Origin of the sequence: Luteimonas abyssi (genome assembly GCF_001482195.1) — a bacterium.
GTDB classification, from domain to species: Bacteria; Pseudomonadota; Gammaproteobacteria; order Xanthomonadales; family Xanthomonadaceae; genus Luteimonas; species Luteimonas abyssi.
This window is the reverse complement of the sequence record NZ_KQ759763.1, coordinates 1,457,699-1,472,539: the sequence shown is the minus strand read 5'-3', so window position 1 is coordinate 1,472,539 and position 14,841 is coordinate 1,457,699. Positions and strand designations below refer to the sequence as shown.

Here is a 14,841-nt window from a genome sequence, read left to right as displayed (position 1 = left end):
AACGGTTTCAGACGCCACCATTCGTTGTCCGAACATTTACTTTCTGTTAACAGTGCTGCGGTGCAGCAGCGGCTCAGGCCGGCTGCCGGAACGGGGGGAGGGGAACCCACCAATGAGCTTCCAAGAAGGACGCACTGAATGGACACGTACGATCGGCAGCACCGGGGAATCGCCACCGCGCGCCTGACCATGGCGGTCAGGACCGCACTGGCCACCGCCCTCATCGCCACCAGCGGCACCGCATTCGCACAGCAACCCGCACCGCCCTCGGAAGAGGCCGCGACACTGGATACGGTGTCCGTCCTCGGCACCCGCAGCCAACCGCGCTCGGTCTCCTCGTCGGCGGTCCCCATCGACATCATCGCCGCAGACGAATTCCGCAACCAGGGCGCGACCGATGCGCTCGACCAGTTGCGCGTGCTGGTGCCCTCCTTCAACGTCAGCACCATTCCGATCGACGACGCGGCCAGCCTCGTCCGCCCGGCCAACCTGCGCGGCCTGCCGCCGGACAACACCCTGGTGCTGGTCAACGGCAAGCGGTTCCACCGCTCGGCCGTCATCACCTTCCTCGGCCACGGCCTGTCCGATGGCGCACAGGGTCCCGACCTGTCGGTGTTCCCCTCGCTGGCACTGCAGCAGGTGGAAGTCCTGCGCGACGGCGCCGCAGCCCAGTACGGGTCGGACGCCATCGCCGGCGTGATCAACTTCGGCCTCAAGGAGTTGCGCGAAGGCGGCACCGCCGAAGTCTTCGCCGGCCAGTACTACCAGGGCGACGGCTTCACCACCCAGTACTCGGCGCAGATCGGCCTGCCGATGACCGAGCGCGGCTTCGCCACCATCACCGCGGAATGGCGCGAAGCCGATGCCACGTCGCGCAGCGTGCAGCGCGACGACGCCGCCGCCGCGGCCGCCGCCGGCTATCCGGGCGTGCCCGACCCGGCTCAGGTCTGGGGCTCGCCCGAGGTCAAGCAGGACTTCAAACTGGTCGCCAACACCGGCATTTCCGGCGAGTACGCCGATTTCTACCTGTTCGGCAACTACGCCAAGCGCGAAGTCGACGGCGGCTTCTACTATCGCGACCCGACCTCGCGTTCCGGGGTCTACTCCAACGACGGCGGCAATACCCTGCTGATCGGCGACCTGACCGGCGCAGGCGGCTGCCCGACCATCGCCCTGCGCGACGGTGCAGGCAACCTCCTGCCCTACAGCACCGTCGGTGCCGCGGTGTCGGCCCTGCCCGACAACTGCTTCACCTTCCTGTCCAGCCTGCCCGGCGGCTTCACCCCGCGCTTCGGCGGCGAGCTGGAGGACAGCTCCGTCGTGGCCGGCGCCAAGGGCAACTGGGGCGGCGACTGGTATTGGGACGTCAGCGGTTCCTACGGCCGCAACGAGATCGATTTCTACATCTACAACACCATCAACGCGTCGCAGGGACCCGACCAGCCGGCCGGCCTCTACTTCCAGCCCGGCGGCAACGTGCAGACCGAGACCGCGTTCAATTTCGATGTCGGCCGCGACTTCGAAACCGCGTTCACCGCCCAGCCGCTGAGCGTGGCCATGGGTCTGGAGTGGCGCAAGGAGGAGTTCGAAATCGTCGCCGGCGACGCCGCCTCCACCGGGATCGGACCGTTGACCGACCAGGGCTTCGCGCTGGGCTCCAACGGCTTCAACGGCTTCAGCCAGCGCACCGCAGGCAAGCACGCCCGCGAGAATTGGGCCGTCTACCTCGACACCGAGGCCCAGATCACCGATCAGTTCCTGCTCGCCGCGGCGGTGCGCTACGAGGACTTCGACGACTTCGGCAGCACCACCAACGGCAAGCTCACCGGCCGGTTCGACTTCACCGACACCTTCGCCATCCGCGGCGCGGTCAACACCGGCTTCCGCGCGCCCACGCCGGGCCAGGCCAACATCAGCCAGATCAGCACCGTGTTCGCCGGCACCGGGCTGGTCGACATCGCCACCCTGCCGCCGACCGATCCGATCGCCGCGCTCAAGGGCGCACAGCCGCTGACGCCGGAGGAATCCACCAACGTGTCGCTCGGCCTGGTCTGGGACAGCGGTCCCTGGCTGGTCACCGCCGATGCCTACCGCATCCAGGTCGACGACCGCATCGCGCTGAGCTCGAGCTTCGAGCTCACCGACGAGGAGCGCGCGCAGCTGGTGGCCTCAGGCAATCCGGAGGCCGCGTCGCTGACCTCGGTGACCTACTTCGGCAATGCCTTCGACACCACCACCACCGGCGTGGATCTGGTCACCAGCTACACCAGCGACCATTTCGGCGGTACCACCACCTACTCGCTGGCCGGCAACTGGAACCGCACCGAGGTCGACCGCTTCAATGCCGATTTCGTCGACGAGGCGCGGGTGTACAAGATCGAGGAGTCGCTGCCCAAGACCAAGGGCTACCTGAGCGTCAACCACCAGCGCGACATCTTCCACGCCAACCTGCGCCTGGCCTACTACGGATCCTGGTTCGAGGACCATGTCGACAGCGGCGTCATCTCGGCCGAGGCCGGCGGCCTGCCGATCGACAACGGCAGTGCGACCATCGTCGATCTCGAGGTGGGCTGGAAGTTCGCGTCGGGCCTGTACGTCAACGTCGGCGCGCAGAACCTGTTCGACCGCGTGCCGCGCGACAACCCCTGGGGGCGTGCCGTCTCCGGCGCCGCCTACCCGGTGCACTCGCCTTACGGCTTCAACGGCGGGTTCTACTACGCGCGGGTGGGCTGGACGTTCTGACGTCCGCCCTATCGGGCCGCATGCGGCCACCGCCGCGATCCGCGACGCCCCGGCAGATGCCGGGGCGTCGTCGTGTCCGGGAGGGCGCCGGCGACCGAGCCTGCGGACGCGGAGGTCCGTACACCCGCATTCATGCCGGAGCCGCCAGCCAAACGGTGATCCCGGCCTCGGTCGGGCACGAGAAAAACACCGACCCTGAGCGGACTCGCGTCGGTGCCGGCAGCCGCCACCGTACCGACGGCCACTTCTGGCGGCAGGGAGATCATCGACATGCACAACTTCATCAAACACGCGGCCGCCATGCTCCTCGGCGTCGGCTTCCTGTTCGCCGCGGGTGGCGTACCCGCCACGCCGGTGCAGCCCTGCACCGTCGCCGGCGAGGAAACCGTCACCGGCGACGGCAACATCGACACCTACTGGCGCTGCGACGGCAGCGAGTGGCAGCCCTACAAGATCTGCCAATGGCAGGGCGCATGCCTTTACCTCTGACGCGACGCCTGCCCGGCAGGGCACTTCGAAGCCCCATTCGACACGACCCGAGGAAACGCATCATGCAGGATCTCGCGAAGGCAAACCGCATCGTCACCGGACTCGGACTGCTGCTGACCGGTACGTTGTTCGTCTCGGCCGCCATGGCACAGGCCCACGTGCCGCGCCATGTGTGGGTGACGTTCTACTACGACGCCAGCGGCGCACTCGTCGGTGCCCACAGCCACGGCGCGTGCGATCTGGGAAGCTGGGGACAGCAGACCGCGCACAGTGTCGAGCAGGTCTACGACTGCGACGGCGAATTGCCCTGGTGAACCCGCCACGCCGGCGCGTCGCGACGCTGCGATAGGCCCATGTCAATGCCCTGCGCGCCCTGGTATCGACGCCTGCCCGACGCCGTGGCGTCGGGCAGGCTCTCCACACACGCAATACTTCGCAGACGCGCGGATCAGGGGTTGGTGAAGTAACCCGCGCAGAAATTGCTGCCGTTGCGGCGGAGATAGAAGCGGCTGCAATTGGTGTCGTAGCTGCTGCCGGTGGCCGTGATCGTGTAACCCGCCAGGATCACCCCGTTGAGGTGGTAGTCGCTGCCGTTCTGCTTGAGCGACCAGTGCTGGTGCGGACCGGTCGAGGCGCCGCCGTTGCACAGCGCCTGGGACTGCGTGTTGGCTGGATTGGCGATGGCCGTGTTGGCCGACACCTGGGCATTGGTGCCGTACTGGATGTTCATCAGATGGTAGTAGGTCGTCGACCAGCCCCCGGAATGCACAACCTCGGCGAAACAGGAGGAATGGCGCACGAACCGGCCGGCCGCCGACGCCGAGACCCACAGATGGCTCTGGTTGCTGCCCCAGCCACCGCCCTGCGACATGTCCAGCGACGACATCGGATAACTGCCCTGCCCGGTATTGGTGTGCGCGCCGCCGACATGCCAGCGCGCCCCGCGCGGAAACGGGAACTGCAGGAAGCCGTTCGGCGGGCTGGCGACGACCGCATCCGTCTGTGCGCTGGCGAACTCCGGCGACGGTGGCGCCGCCTTGCGCGCTTCGTTGAACAGGCGGGCATAGGCCAGCTGGAATTCGGAATCGCCGAGCACCGCCGCACTGGATTCGGTCTCGCCCGCCTGCAGGTACAGCGACTGCAAGGGGTTGACGCGCGCCAGCTTCACCCGGCCGACGTGATCGAGATCGGGATCCTCCCGCTCGTACAGGGCCTGCCGCAGGGCGACGGCCACCTCGCGCACCTGCTCGCCGAAACCGTCGGCCTCGGCGAGATCGCCCAACGGACGACGCAGCGCGTCCGCCGCCGCGCGCTCGCGGGTGATCACGCCGCTGCGCTGTTCCATCAAGGCCATCAGGACTTTCGGGCTGATCCGGCTGTAGCCGGCCCAGTGCGAGATGGTCTCGGCGTACGGCAGCAGATGCGGAGCGCGTTGCGAGAGATAGGCCTCGATGTCGAAATCGAACATCTCGTCGTAGGAATAGAGCAGATCGTCGCTGCCCAGCGACGCCTCGCGATCGGATGCGACCGCGGGACTCGCCATGATCGCCATCAGGCAACCGCTCAATACCGCCACACTCAATGCCGACTTGGTTCCGGTGCGCATTGCGAATCTCCTGTTCAATGGTGGGGTAGCCGCCCCCCGGCGGCGGCGCGCGCCGCACGCGTCCCCTGCCCCGATGGGATGCGATCCATCGACTCTGTCGCAGGCCGCCACCGACCGTCGAGGGTCGATGTCGCGAGTTGTGCGCGCGGGCGCACCCCGATTGCGCGCCCGGTCACCGAATCCACGCGCCGTCCGCCGGCTGCTGTCGACGGGACGAGCCGTTCCTGCGCGCGGCGGCAGACGGCGCGGGAGACGGCGCGGGCGCGTGCCCACACCACATCGCGTCGGAAAAGTCGACGCTGCCTCCGGTCGACCGGGCCCGTACAATGCGCGCCCCGCGCCGTTGCAAGATCGCATGAACATCGTCGTCCTCGAAGAACTCAAGGCCTACATCGACCCGCTCACCCCCGACGAGCACGAAGCGCTGGAGCGCAGCCTGCTCACCGAGGGCTGCCGCGACGCGCTGGTGCTGTGGGGCGAGGTCCTCGTCGACGGCCACAATCGGTACGGGCTGTGCCAGAAGCACGGGCTGCCCTTCAACACCGTGCAGAACACCCGCTTCCAGTCGATGGACGATGTCCACCTGTGGATGATCGAGCAGCACCTCGGCCGCCGCAGCGTGTCCGACTACCAGCGCGGCGTGCTCGCCCTGCGCAAGCGCGACATCCTGGCCGCACGCAAGCGGGCCCAGCCGGTCACGACCGGCGCGACCGAAGAGGCTGGCGAAGCGCCCGCCGTCGACGCTGCCGCGTCCGACACCCCGCCGTGGGACGACACGCCGGTCCCGGTCAGCCGCGCCGAACTCGCCCGCGAGGCCAAGCTCAGCAGCAACCAGGTGGCGATGATCGAGCGGATCCACGCCCAGGCCACGCCCGAAGTGGTGCATGCGCTCAAGGCCGGCGACATTTCGATCAGCGCCGCCGCCGCGGTGGCCAGCCTGCCCGAGGACGAACAGCGCAGCGCCGCCCAGGCCGGCCGATCCGAACTCAAACAGGCGGCCAAACGCGCCCGGGATGCGAAGAAGCGTCCGCGCGCCGGCGGTGTCGTCGACGACGCTGGCGACACCGCCACCGACACGGCCGAAGCGCCGCCGGTCGACGTCAAGGCCCTGCAGAAGCGGGTCAAGGAGCTCGAGCGCGAGAACGAACTCCTGCGCGGCCAGGTCGAGACTTTGCAGAGCGCACTGGTGCGTTCGCGCGGCTGAGCCGGTTCGCGCGGCGTCGCGCGCGGATCCATCCACGTGCGATGCCGCGGCGGGGTCTCACTCGGCCGGCGTCTCCGGGTCGGACACGGCCACCCCGGCCGGCCGCGCACGCTCGAAGACGGCGCTCAGCCGTCCGCCATCGGGACGGGTGAAGGTCTCGTACATCCGATCGCCCTCCACCCTGAGCTGCAGGTCCCGGGTCGTGCGCTCGGCACCCACCCAGTTGGGGAAGGTGGCGCCTTCGACGCGGTTGCCCGCGAACCGTCCCTGCGCATCCACGTGATAGGTGCCGAAGAATCCGATCGACGAGGCCATCGCGCGGCGGTTCTCCGCATCGGTACCGCCGCCGCGCACGTCGGAGGCGAAACGCGGCGTGTCGCCAGCGGTGAGCACCTCGACGAAGTGCATGTCGGGGGTGAACACCAGCATTCCCTGCGGCTGCGCGCCATACGGTTGCTCGACACCGTCGGCACCCTCCAGGGTGGCCGAGACCATGCGCCAGACCCCGACCATCTCGTTGGGCGCCCCGGGCGCTTGCGCCGCGACCGGCAACGCCGCCGACACGGCGGCGGCCCCGGCCATCAGTGCGCCCACGAGACGGGCCATGCGGGATGTGCGCCGGGCCGTCATTGGCGATCCGCACGCAATGTGAGCGCCTTCTGCGCGACCAGGTCGTCCAGCCGGGCGGTCAGCGACGCATGAATGTTCTCGAACGCCGTGCTGCCCAGCGCGATCCGGCGCCGCGGGCTCGCGGCATCGGCCACCTGCACGATCACCTCGACCGTCCGCTCCGCATCGCCGCGGACCTCGAACGCACCGTCCGCCACCGCGCGCCGGACATCGCCGGCAGGCGTCCCGTCGTAGACCTCCATCGGCGCCGCATGGTCGAGTCCCGCACCGAAGCCGGTCGCGGTCGGGCCGGGCTCGGCAATGACCACCTCGATGCCGAACGGGGCTACTTCCTGCGCCACCGCCTCGCAGAACCCCTCGATTCCCCATTTGCTGGCGTGATAGAGGCTGAAGTTCGGATACGCCACCTGTCCGCCTTCGGACGACACCTGCACGATCCGTCCCCCGCCCTGCGCACGCAGATGCGGCAGGACCGCACGGATCAGCTGGATCGAGGCAGTGAGATTGGTGGCCAACTGGCGCTCGATCTGCGCATCGGTGACCTCCTCCGCCGCCCCGAACAGGCCGTAGCCGGCATTGCCGACGACCACGTCGATGCGGCCCATCGCGGCGAACGCCGCGTCCACTTCACGCCGGAGCGCTGCGGTATCGGTGATGTCGAACGTCGCCACCCGCAACCGTTCGCCGGCCGTGGCGAGGAGTGCGTCGAACGGTGCCGAACGCCGCCCGCACGCCACCACCCGGTCGCCGCGCGCCAGCAGGCGGGTGGTCATGCTCAAGCCGAGTCCGGACGAGGCGCCGGTGATCAACCACGTTTTCATGATGTGCTCCTGAAAGGTCCATCCACGACGATAGGCACCCACCGACCTGGCGATAAGACTGACCAATACGAACGACTCGGTGATAGATTTTCACCAATGGACCGCGTCACCCTCGCCGACCTTCAAGCATTCGCACACGTCGCCCGGCATCGGGGCTTCCAGAAGGCGGCCGATGCCCTGGGCGTCTCGCGCTCGTCGCTCAGCCACGCGCTCAAGACCCTCGAGCGGCGTCTCGGCGTGCGCCTGCTGCATCGGACCACCCGCAGCGTCGCCCTCACCGAAGCCGGTGCGCAGCTGCTGAACCGGCTGACGCCACTGCTGCACGAACTCGACGATGCGCTGGATGCCGTCAGCCATGGCGAGGACGAGGTGGTCGGCACCCTGCGCATCAATGCCAACCGGGGCGGCGCGCGCTGGCTGTTGCGCCATGTGGTTCCGGCGTTCCTGCAACGTCATCCCCGTGTGGCGCTGGACCTGGTCACCCGCGGCGAGCTGGTGGACATCGTGGAAGAAGGCTTCGATGCCGGCGTGAGGCTGGCCGAATCGGTACCGAAGGACATGGTGGCCGTGCCCTTCGGCGACCCCATCCGTTTCGTCGCGGTGGCCTCGCCCGGCTATCTCGCGGCGGCCGGCGCTCCCGTCGCACCGGCCGATCTGATGGCGCATCGCTGCATCCGCCAACGTCTGCCCAGCGGCAAGCGCTACCGCTGGGAGTTCGAGCGCGGCGACCAGGCCATCGCCCTCGACGTCCCCGGCGCCCTGAGCCTCGACGACAACGACCTGATGGTGGAGGCCGCCGTCGCCGGCCAGGGCATCGCCTTCGTTCCCGACCTCTTCGCCCGGCCCGCACTGGACGCCGGGCGGCTCGTCCTCGTCCTCGACGACTGGACCCCTGCCGCCCCCGGCAACTGTCTCTACTACGCCAGCTACCGGCATGTGCCCGCACCGCTGCGGGCGTTCATCGCGGTCGTTCGCGACACCGCGCGCTGACATCGCGCCGCGCGCGATCGACGCGTCTATTCCCCGTCGCGTCGCAGGATGCGCTGCTGGATCCAGCTCCGCATCTGCACGCAAGCGGTCCGGGCGCCCCCGCCCACTGCGCCCACCGCGCCGTCGCGGTCGATCCGGAGCGCCGTCGCCGCGGCACTGCCCGCGCCGGTACTCCCCACCAGGCCGTACACCAGGCTGACGCCGGGATAATGGAGGAAGGCCTGCCGGCCGACCTCCACGAGGACCGGCCCGGTGACACGGATCGCATCCCCGGCCAGGCTGCAGAATCGCGAGGCATCCCGTTCGGGCAGCGCCTCCGGCGGACCGGCGCTGCCGCCGGCGGTGTCTTCCATCTCCGCCGAGGCGGCCTGCAGCGAGCGCTGCCAATCGGCCACCAGATCCGTGATCCGCGCCGCGTCCAGGTCCGACGCATCGGCCAGCAGGAACGGTTCCCGATCGCCGTCGAGGCGGTCCGGAAACAGCGTCACCAGAAACGGACCGCGCCGGTCTTCCACGCCCAGGCGCACCATCCACGTCTGCGCCCGTGCGTAGTCGTACGCGCCGAGGACATAGCCGCAGTCCCGCAGCCCCTGCGGGTCGAGGCGGTCCTCCTGCATCGGCACGCGGATCGGGATCGCGTCGACGCCGTCGGCCACCGCTAGCGCGGCCGGTGCGCGGGATCGCGTCAGCTCCAGGCAGACCTGACGATTGCGCGCGTACTCGCCATGACCCAGCAGCACCACCGATGCCGTCGATGCCGCCAGTTCGGTCTGCGGTCCGACGAACTCCAGCGCGTCCAGCGACGCCCCGTTCGCACCGGCCGACGCTGCTGACGCCGCCGGGAGAGGTGCGTCACGGTCGCCGGTGGCACAACCGGCCAGACCGAGCATCGCGATGAACACGCAGCCGAAGCGCATGTGACCTCCAGGACACCGAGGTCCCTTGGTACGCGGACACCCATGAAGATCAGGGCAAGCCGTGCGGATCGACGAACCGGTGCGGTCCGCGACAGTGGATGTCGGGAGATGCCCCATATCCGCTGTCGATGCGGCCCCCTGCGGTTCGTCGCAGAACGGCAGGCCTTTTTTCCGGAGAACCGCGATGATCCACAAGAACACCATCTGCCTCTGGTACGACGGCACCGCGCTCGATGCCGCCACCTTCTATGCCGACACCTTCCCCGACAGCGCCGTCCACGCCGTGCACCGCGCACCCGGCGACTTCCCGTCGGGCCGGGAGGGCGATGTGCTCACGGTCGACTTCAGCGTGCTCGGCATTCCCTGCCTCGGCCTGAATGGCGGGGATGCCTTCAGGCACAGCGAGGCGTTCTCGTTCCAGATCGCCACCGACGACCAGGCCGAAACCGACCGGTTGTGGGCGGCCATCGTCGGCAACGGCGGCGAGGAAAGCGCATGCGGCTGGTGCCGCGACAGATGGGGCCTGTCGTGGCAGATCACCCCCCGGGCATTGACCGAGGCGATCACCAGTCCCGACCGCGCCGCGGCCAAACGCGCCTTCGACGCGATGATGACGATGCGCAGGATCGACATCGCCGCCATCCAGGCCGCCGTACGCGGCAACACGTGACGAACGCCGGCAGGTCGCCATCGGCCTGCAAGCGGGACACGCTACGCAGCCCCGTGCGGTCGGGTCGTCCGACGTCGCCTGTCATCGCGACGACGTCGGACGATGCACGCTGCATGCGCCGGCGCAGCCGGCTTAGCGCGCCTGCTGGGCCCGCAGGGTCAGCCGTGCGTACTCTCCGGACAGGCGGATGTGGTACGTCCCGGCCTTCGGCGCGGCGATGCGCACCACCTGGTTGGTGCCCGGGCGCACCGATCGGAAATCGTAGGTGTCCGCCGTCGGCACCCGATCGAACGCGACGTGCAGGGCCGCCGTCCCAGTTCCCCCGGACGCGAGGATGTTCAGGACGCTGCCGGCCCTGGCTTCGAACGAATAGAACCGCTCGCCCTCGTCATCGCCCGACAACGGGGTCAACGGCACCGCGTCGAACAACTGCTGTGCGGGCAACGGCCCGCAGCCGGCCTCGGTCTCGTCGCAAGGGGTCTGCTGGGCGGCGAGAACCGCCGCTTCCACATCCAGGATGCCTGCACCCAACGGCTTGTCGAGCGCGACCGGGAACGCCCGCGCGGTGTCCTGCAGGATGCGCTTCACCTGGTCCGGGCGCAGGCGCTCGGGGGCCACGCTCTGCATCAGGGCGACCGCGCCCGCAACGTGCGGGGAGGCCATTGAAGTGCCGTAGTAGAACGCATACGAGGGTTCTTCAGGGCCACGCTCTCCTGTATTCAGTGTGGACAGGATGTCGTCGGCACCCGGCTTGCCGAATCCGATGCCGTACGGTGCCGCGAGGTCGATCCGCCCACCATGGTTGGATCCACTCGCCCCGATCTCCCCGGTCCGCGACACACCTCCGCGTGTACCCGTCGGCCCGACGCCGCCGACAACAATGATCTCATCCGAACAGTTGGCCATCGTGTACCCGGTCCCCCATTCGCCGGCTGCGTTGCCGGCGGAGTTGCCTGCGGCGACCACGACCGTCACGTTGCGTCGGTGCGCCTCAGCCAGCGCATCCTTGTACACATTGGGACATGCCCTGGGAGCACCACTGCCCAGGCTCATGTTGATCACTTCGGCCGGAAAGCGGTTTTCGGGCGCACCCTCCACGGCACCGCCCACACTCCACACGATGGCATCCGCAATGTCGACGTTGGTACCGCCGGCAGATCCGAGCACGCGCACGGGCAGCACCACGGCATCGGGCGCCACACCCGCGACACCGATCCCGTTATCGGTCACCGCGGCGACCGTGCCGGCGACGTGGGTGCCGTGCCAGCTGCTGGGTGTGATGAGAAAACGCGTGGAACCGAACTCCAGGTCTTCCCAGTCCCCGGGATCCGCACCCCCGGGCTGACGCAGGATGAAATCGTAACCCTCATCCATCAGTACATTGGCGGCGAGATCCGGATGCTCGGTCACGCCGGTGTCGATGACCGCGACGACGACCCCCTCCCCACGCCCGTGCGGCCAAGCGGCGACCAGATTGACGCCACCGGCACTCTCCGCCGGCGTGTGGTAGTGCCACTGCTCGGCCCACCGCGGATCGCCCGGCGGGCTGAAGCGCTCCATCCGCACCACCGGTTCCACATACTCCACCGCGGGATCGGCCGCGATCTGCTGCATCAACTGTGTGGCCTGCGCACCGTCCAGGGCCGCGGGAAGCCGGATGACATCGGCCCCGACCGCCATGCGGCGTACGTAGGTCACTCCCGCCGCGGCGGTGCCCGACACCTGCCGCCAGGCCAGGCCGACTGCTTCGGACAGGTGCTGCGCGGGGCGCTCACGCTGCGCTGAGCCCTCGCGGTACTTGACGATGAACTCGTTGTAGGACTCGCCCTCCACCAGGGTGCCCAGGTTGACGCGTTCGTACTGCAGTCCCGCGGCGAGTGCCACCGGTGCGGCCAGGGACAGGGCGATCGCGCAGGACAGAGCGTGAAGCGTTCGATGCTGACGTTTCATGAGTCGTGGTCTCCGGGAGAAGGTGTCGAAGAAGCACCGGCCACCTGCGTGGCCGGCGCGCTTACTGCCGTGCTTCGATCAGGACGTTGGCGGCGTCGGACTCGCCGACGAGCGTGATGTAGTAGGTGCCGGCGCGGACCTGGCGCGCATCGATCCGCACGACCTCCCGGTTGCCCGGACGGCGGGACGCGAACGCATGTTCGTCAGCAGTCGGCACGGCCTCGAATCCGACGTACATCGACACGTCGCCGGTCCCGCCGACCGTGGAGAACGTCAGGGCCTTGCCGGCCTCTGCGGTGTATTCGAAGACGATGCGTTCGTCCTTCGCGACGGACACGCCTGCCTGGGACACGTTGCGCGTCAACACCACGGCATCCGGATTGCAGCTGTCGGACTGCCCGTCGCATCTGGCGTTGCCCAGCGCCCTGTCGACGGCCGCGGCCGCGTCGACGATGCCCGCCCCCATCGACATGTCCACCGATACGAACGCCGGGAACGGACGGGACGTCTCCACCAGCAGGTCGCGCATCTGTTGCCAGTCCAGCGGCGTCTCGGCCACGCTCTGCACCATCGCGGCGACCGCGGCGACGTGTGGCGATGCCATGGATGTACCTGTCATGCCGCCGCCCTTCCACTCCGCGGTCGGACGCTGGGTTCCGGCGTTGATCGTCTGCCAGATATAGCCTTCCGGATTGCCGTCGACCGAGCCACCGCCACCCGGCGCGGACAGGTCCACCCGGCCGCCGTAGCTCGAATAAATCGCCTTGCCGCCGGTCACACGCGTCGCGCCCACGCTGATGACCTTGTCGCAGGAGGACATGGTGTAGAGCCCGGCCTGGTCATTGTCGTTGCCGGCAGCCACGACGATGATCGACCCGTTGGCGACGGCCGTATCGATGGCGTCCTGATACAGAGCCGGACACGTCGTCCTGCTCACACTGCCGAGGCTCATGTTGATGATCTCGGCCGGGTGTTCGTTGGCCGGCACCTCCGGAACCGTCCCCCCGGAGGCCCAGATGATCCCGTCGGCGATGTCCTGCGCCGATCCGCCACAGGCACCGAGTACGCGCACGGGCACCACCCTGGCGCCATGCGCCAGGCCTGCGTATCGCAAACCGTTGTCGGTCGTCTGGGCGATGGTCCCGGCAACGTGACTGCCGTGCCAACTGCTGTTCCTCGCAGCGGTGCCGGCACCACAGTAGCCCGCGGAACGCCAGGTCCCGACGTCCCAACCGCCGGGGGCTCGGCCCGCCTGGGGACGGCGCGAGTTCGACGCACTGCTGATGAAATCGTAGCCCGGCAGTACGTTTTCCTGCAGATCCTCATGGTTCTCGACGATGCCGGTGTCGATCACCGCGACGACGACGCCATCTCCGTTCGCGAGGTCCCATGCGGCCTCTGCGTTCACGCCGCCGAGCGGGTCATGGAAATGCCACTGATTGGTGCCGTAGCGCGGATCGTCGGGACGCTCCGATGCTTCTTCCACATGCGGGAGCACGTACACCTCGTCCGCCGCCACATGCGCCACCGAGGGGTCCGCCGCCAGCTCGCGCATGAACGCCTCGGCCTCCCTGCGCGACAGCCGCCGCGAGGTCTGCACCACGTGCCAGCCGGGCACGCCCATGGCGCTCACGTAGGAGGCCGCCGTCTGGCGCGCGCCCGTCAAGCCGGAGCGCGTGGCGGCCGATGCCAGTCCGCGCTCCGCGGTCCCTGCATCGGTCGCCTCGGCAGCGCCGGCTGCGTACTTGACCAGGAAGCGGTCGAACGCCTCCTGGCCGAGCAACGAATCCACGTCCACCTTGCCAGCGGTCTCCGCCGCCTGCGCGGGGCCGGTCGCCATCGCCAGCGCGATGAGGGCCTGGCCGATCGCCAGGCCGAGCGTCTTCTTGTTCATCATCTCGTGATTCCTCGTGTCTGTGTGGAATGCCGCATGGCCGCGGGCCGGCATCGGCACCGCGGCGTGATCGTTCGCGCGCTCACCAGCCGAAACCGGCGCCCACGCCGACGGACTTCTCGTCGCCGCTGAATGCCCCGCCCACCGTCACCGTCGCGCGCTCGCTCAAGGCCCGCTGGTAGCCGACCGACAACGCGCTCTCGCCGCCCTGGAACCCCACGCCCACGCCCACGCGGTTCTGCGTGCGTACGCCGGCCGCGCTGGTCGCCATGTTCAACATCGCCGCGCCCATCGCGCCCTGTCGGTCGATGCGGCGGTCCTGGTCGTGGAAACGCCGCTCGACATCGCCGCGGAAGACGTCGAAGTTGTCGTTCCAGGTCGCGAACGTCTGGTCGGTGTAGGTGTTGGCCGAGGTCAACGTCTGGGCTGCGGTGGTGTCGGTGTAGGTCCTGGCTTCGGCGACACCGGCGTTGACCTGCGCGACGTTGGCCGCGTCGGTATCCGCGGAGCCCGCGGCGACATTGGCGATCTGGCGCTCGTTGCCGGCACTGCCGACCGACACGGTCCGCGCGCGGTCGGCCACCGATCCCTGTCCCAGCGCCACCGCGCCTTCGGCCGTGGCCGAGGCACCCTGCCCGATCGCGGTGCCCGAGGCGGCACTCACGCTGGCGCCTTCGCCCACCGCGACGGCGCGTGTGGCCTCGGCGGTGATCCGCGTGTTGGTGCCGATGGCCGTGCTGGCATCGGCCTCGACGCGGGCATTGCCGCCGATCGCCAGGTCGTCGGGCCCGTGGGCGTAGGCGTTCGTACCCAGGGCGATCCCATGGGTGCCACCCGCGTTCGCGCTGGACCCGATGGCGATCGACGTGCGCGCGTCGCCGATCGTCGCCGCATCGCGTCCGCCGGCATCGCCACCCACGGCCATCCG

12 protein-coding genes and 1 pseudogene are annotated in these 14,841 nt (G+C 69.0%); 6 read left to right on the top strand and 7 right to left on the bottom strand.

Features of this window, described 5'->3' with window-relative positions:
- The first annotated feature begins 138 nt into the window (after nt 1-138).
- From RG19_RS06040 to RG19_RS06030, 3 genes are all read left to right on the top strand, one after another.
- Nucleotides 139-2,742 carry a TonB-dependent receptor plug domain-containing protein gene (locus RG19_RS06040; protein ID WP_082672515.1) on the top strand — a complete coding sequence of 868 codons (2,604 nt, stop codon included), beginning with the start codon at nt 139-141 and terminating at the stop codon, nt 2,740-2,742.
- A 270-nt stretch (nt 2,743-3,012) separates the two neighbouring features.
- Nucleotides 3,013-3,231, top strand: coding sequence for a hypothetical protein (locus RG19_RS06035; protein ID WP_058834484.1), 219 nt, complete (start codon nt 3,013-3,015; stop codon nt 3,229-3,231).
- Nucleotides 3,232-3,293: 62 nt separating this feature from the next.
- Nucleotides 3,294-3,545, top strand: a complete 252-nt coding sequence (locus RG19_RS06030; RefSeq protein WP_058834483.1) for a hypothetical protein — start codon at nt 3,294-3,296, stop codon at nt 3,543-3,545.
- A 134-nt stretch (nt 3,546-3,679) separates the two neighbouring features.
- On the opposite strand, the gene RG19_RS06025 is transcribed toward RG19_RS06030, so the two are convergent.
- Nucleotides 3,680-4,837: a M23 family metallopeptidase gene (locus tag RG19_RS06025; RefSeq protein WP_157515185.1), complete on the bottom strand. Its 1,158-nt coding sequence runs from the start codon at nt 4,835-4,837 to the stop codon at nt 3,680-3,682.
- A 355-nt stretch (nt 4,838-5,192) separates the two neighbouring features.
- Between RG19_RS06025 and RG19_RS06020 the strand changes: the two genes are divergently transcribed.
- On the top strand, nt 5,193-6,041 hold the full coding sequence (locus tag RG19_RS06020; RefSeq protein ID WP_058834481.1) for a hypothetical protein: 849 nt from the start codon (nt 5,193-5,195) through the stop codon (nt 6,039-6,041).
- A gap of 57 nt (nt 6,042-6,098) precedes the next feature.
- Here the strand turns inward: RG19_RS06020 and RG19_RS06015 are convergent, their stop codons facing one another.
- Entirely contained in the window at nt 6,099-6,647 is a 549-nt protein-coding gene (locus tag RG19_RS06015; RefSeq protein ID WP_058834480.1) for a lipocalin-like domain-containing protein, read from the bottom strand.
- A 20-nt stretch (nt 6,648-6,667) separates the two neighbouring features.
- Complete coding sequence (locus tag RG19_RS06010) at nt 6,668-7,495, bottom strand: SDR family oxidoreductase (protein WP_058836446.1); 828 nt, start codon at nt 7,493-7,495, stop codon at nt 6,668-6,670.
- A gap of 93 nt (nt 7,496-7,588) precedes the next feature.
- Between RG19_RS06010 and RG19_RS06005 the strand changes: the two genes are divergently transcribed.
- Nucleotides 7,589-8,482 (top strand): LysR family transcriptional regulator, encoded by an 894-nt coding sequence (locus RG19_RS06005; protein ID WP_058834479.1) that lies wholly within the window; start codon nt 7,589-7,591, stop codon nt 8,480-8,482.
- 26 nt (nt 8,483-8,508) lie between these two features.
- On the opposite strand, the gene RG19_RS06000 is transcribed toward RG19_RS06005, so the two are convergent.
- Nucleotides 8,509-9,399 carry a hypothetical protein gene (locus RG19_RS06000; protein WP_058834478.1) on the bottom strand — a complete coding sequence of 297 codons (891 nt, stop codon included), beginning with the start codon at nt 9,397-9,399 and terminating at the stop codon, nt 8,509-8,511.
- Between the two features lie 184 nt (nt 9,400-9,583).
- Here RG19_RS06000 and RG19_RS05995 point away from each other — a divergent pair, with 184 nt between their 5' ends.
- Nucleotides 9,584-10,069 (top strand): VOC family protein, encoded by a 486-nt coding sequence (locus tag RG19_RS05995; RefSeq protein ID WP_058834477.1) that lies wholly within the window; start codon nt 9,584-9,586, stop codon nt 10,067-10,069.
- Nucleotides 10,070-10,201: 132 nt separating this feature from the next.
- On the opposite strand, the gene RG19_RS05990 is transcribed toward RG19_RS05995, so the two are convergent.
- From RG19_RS05990 to RG19_RS18495, 3 genes and pseudogenes are all read right to left on the bottom strand, one after another.
- Nucleotides 10,202-12,019: a S8 family serine peptidase gene (locus RG19_RS05990; protein ID WP_058834476.1), complete on the bottom strand. Its 1,818-nt coding sequence runs from the start codon at nt 12,017-12,019 to the stop codon at nt 10,202-10,204.
- A 61-nt stretch (nt 12,020-12,080) separates the two neighbouring features.
- Nucleotides 12,081-13,643 (bottom strand): S8 family serine peptidase, encoded by a 1,563-nt coding sequence (locus tag RG19_RS05985; protein WP_157515184.1) that lies wholly within the window; start codon nt 13,641-13,643, stop codon nt 12,081-12,083.
- Between the two features lie 352 nt (nt 13,644-13,995).
- Nucleotides 13,996-14,805 (bottom strand): annotated as a pseudogene (locus RG19_RS18495) (YadA family autotransporter adhesin); the annotation flags it as partial.
- Between the last annotated feature and the right edge of the window lie 36 nt (nt 14,806-14,841).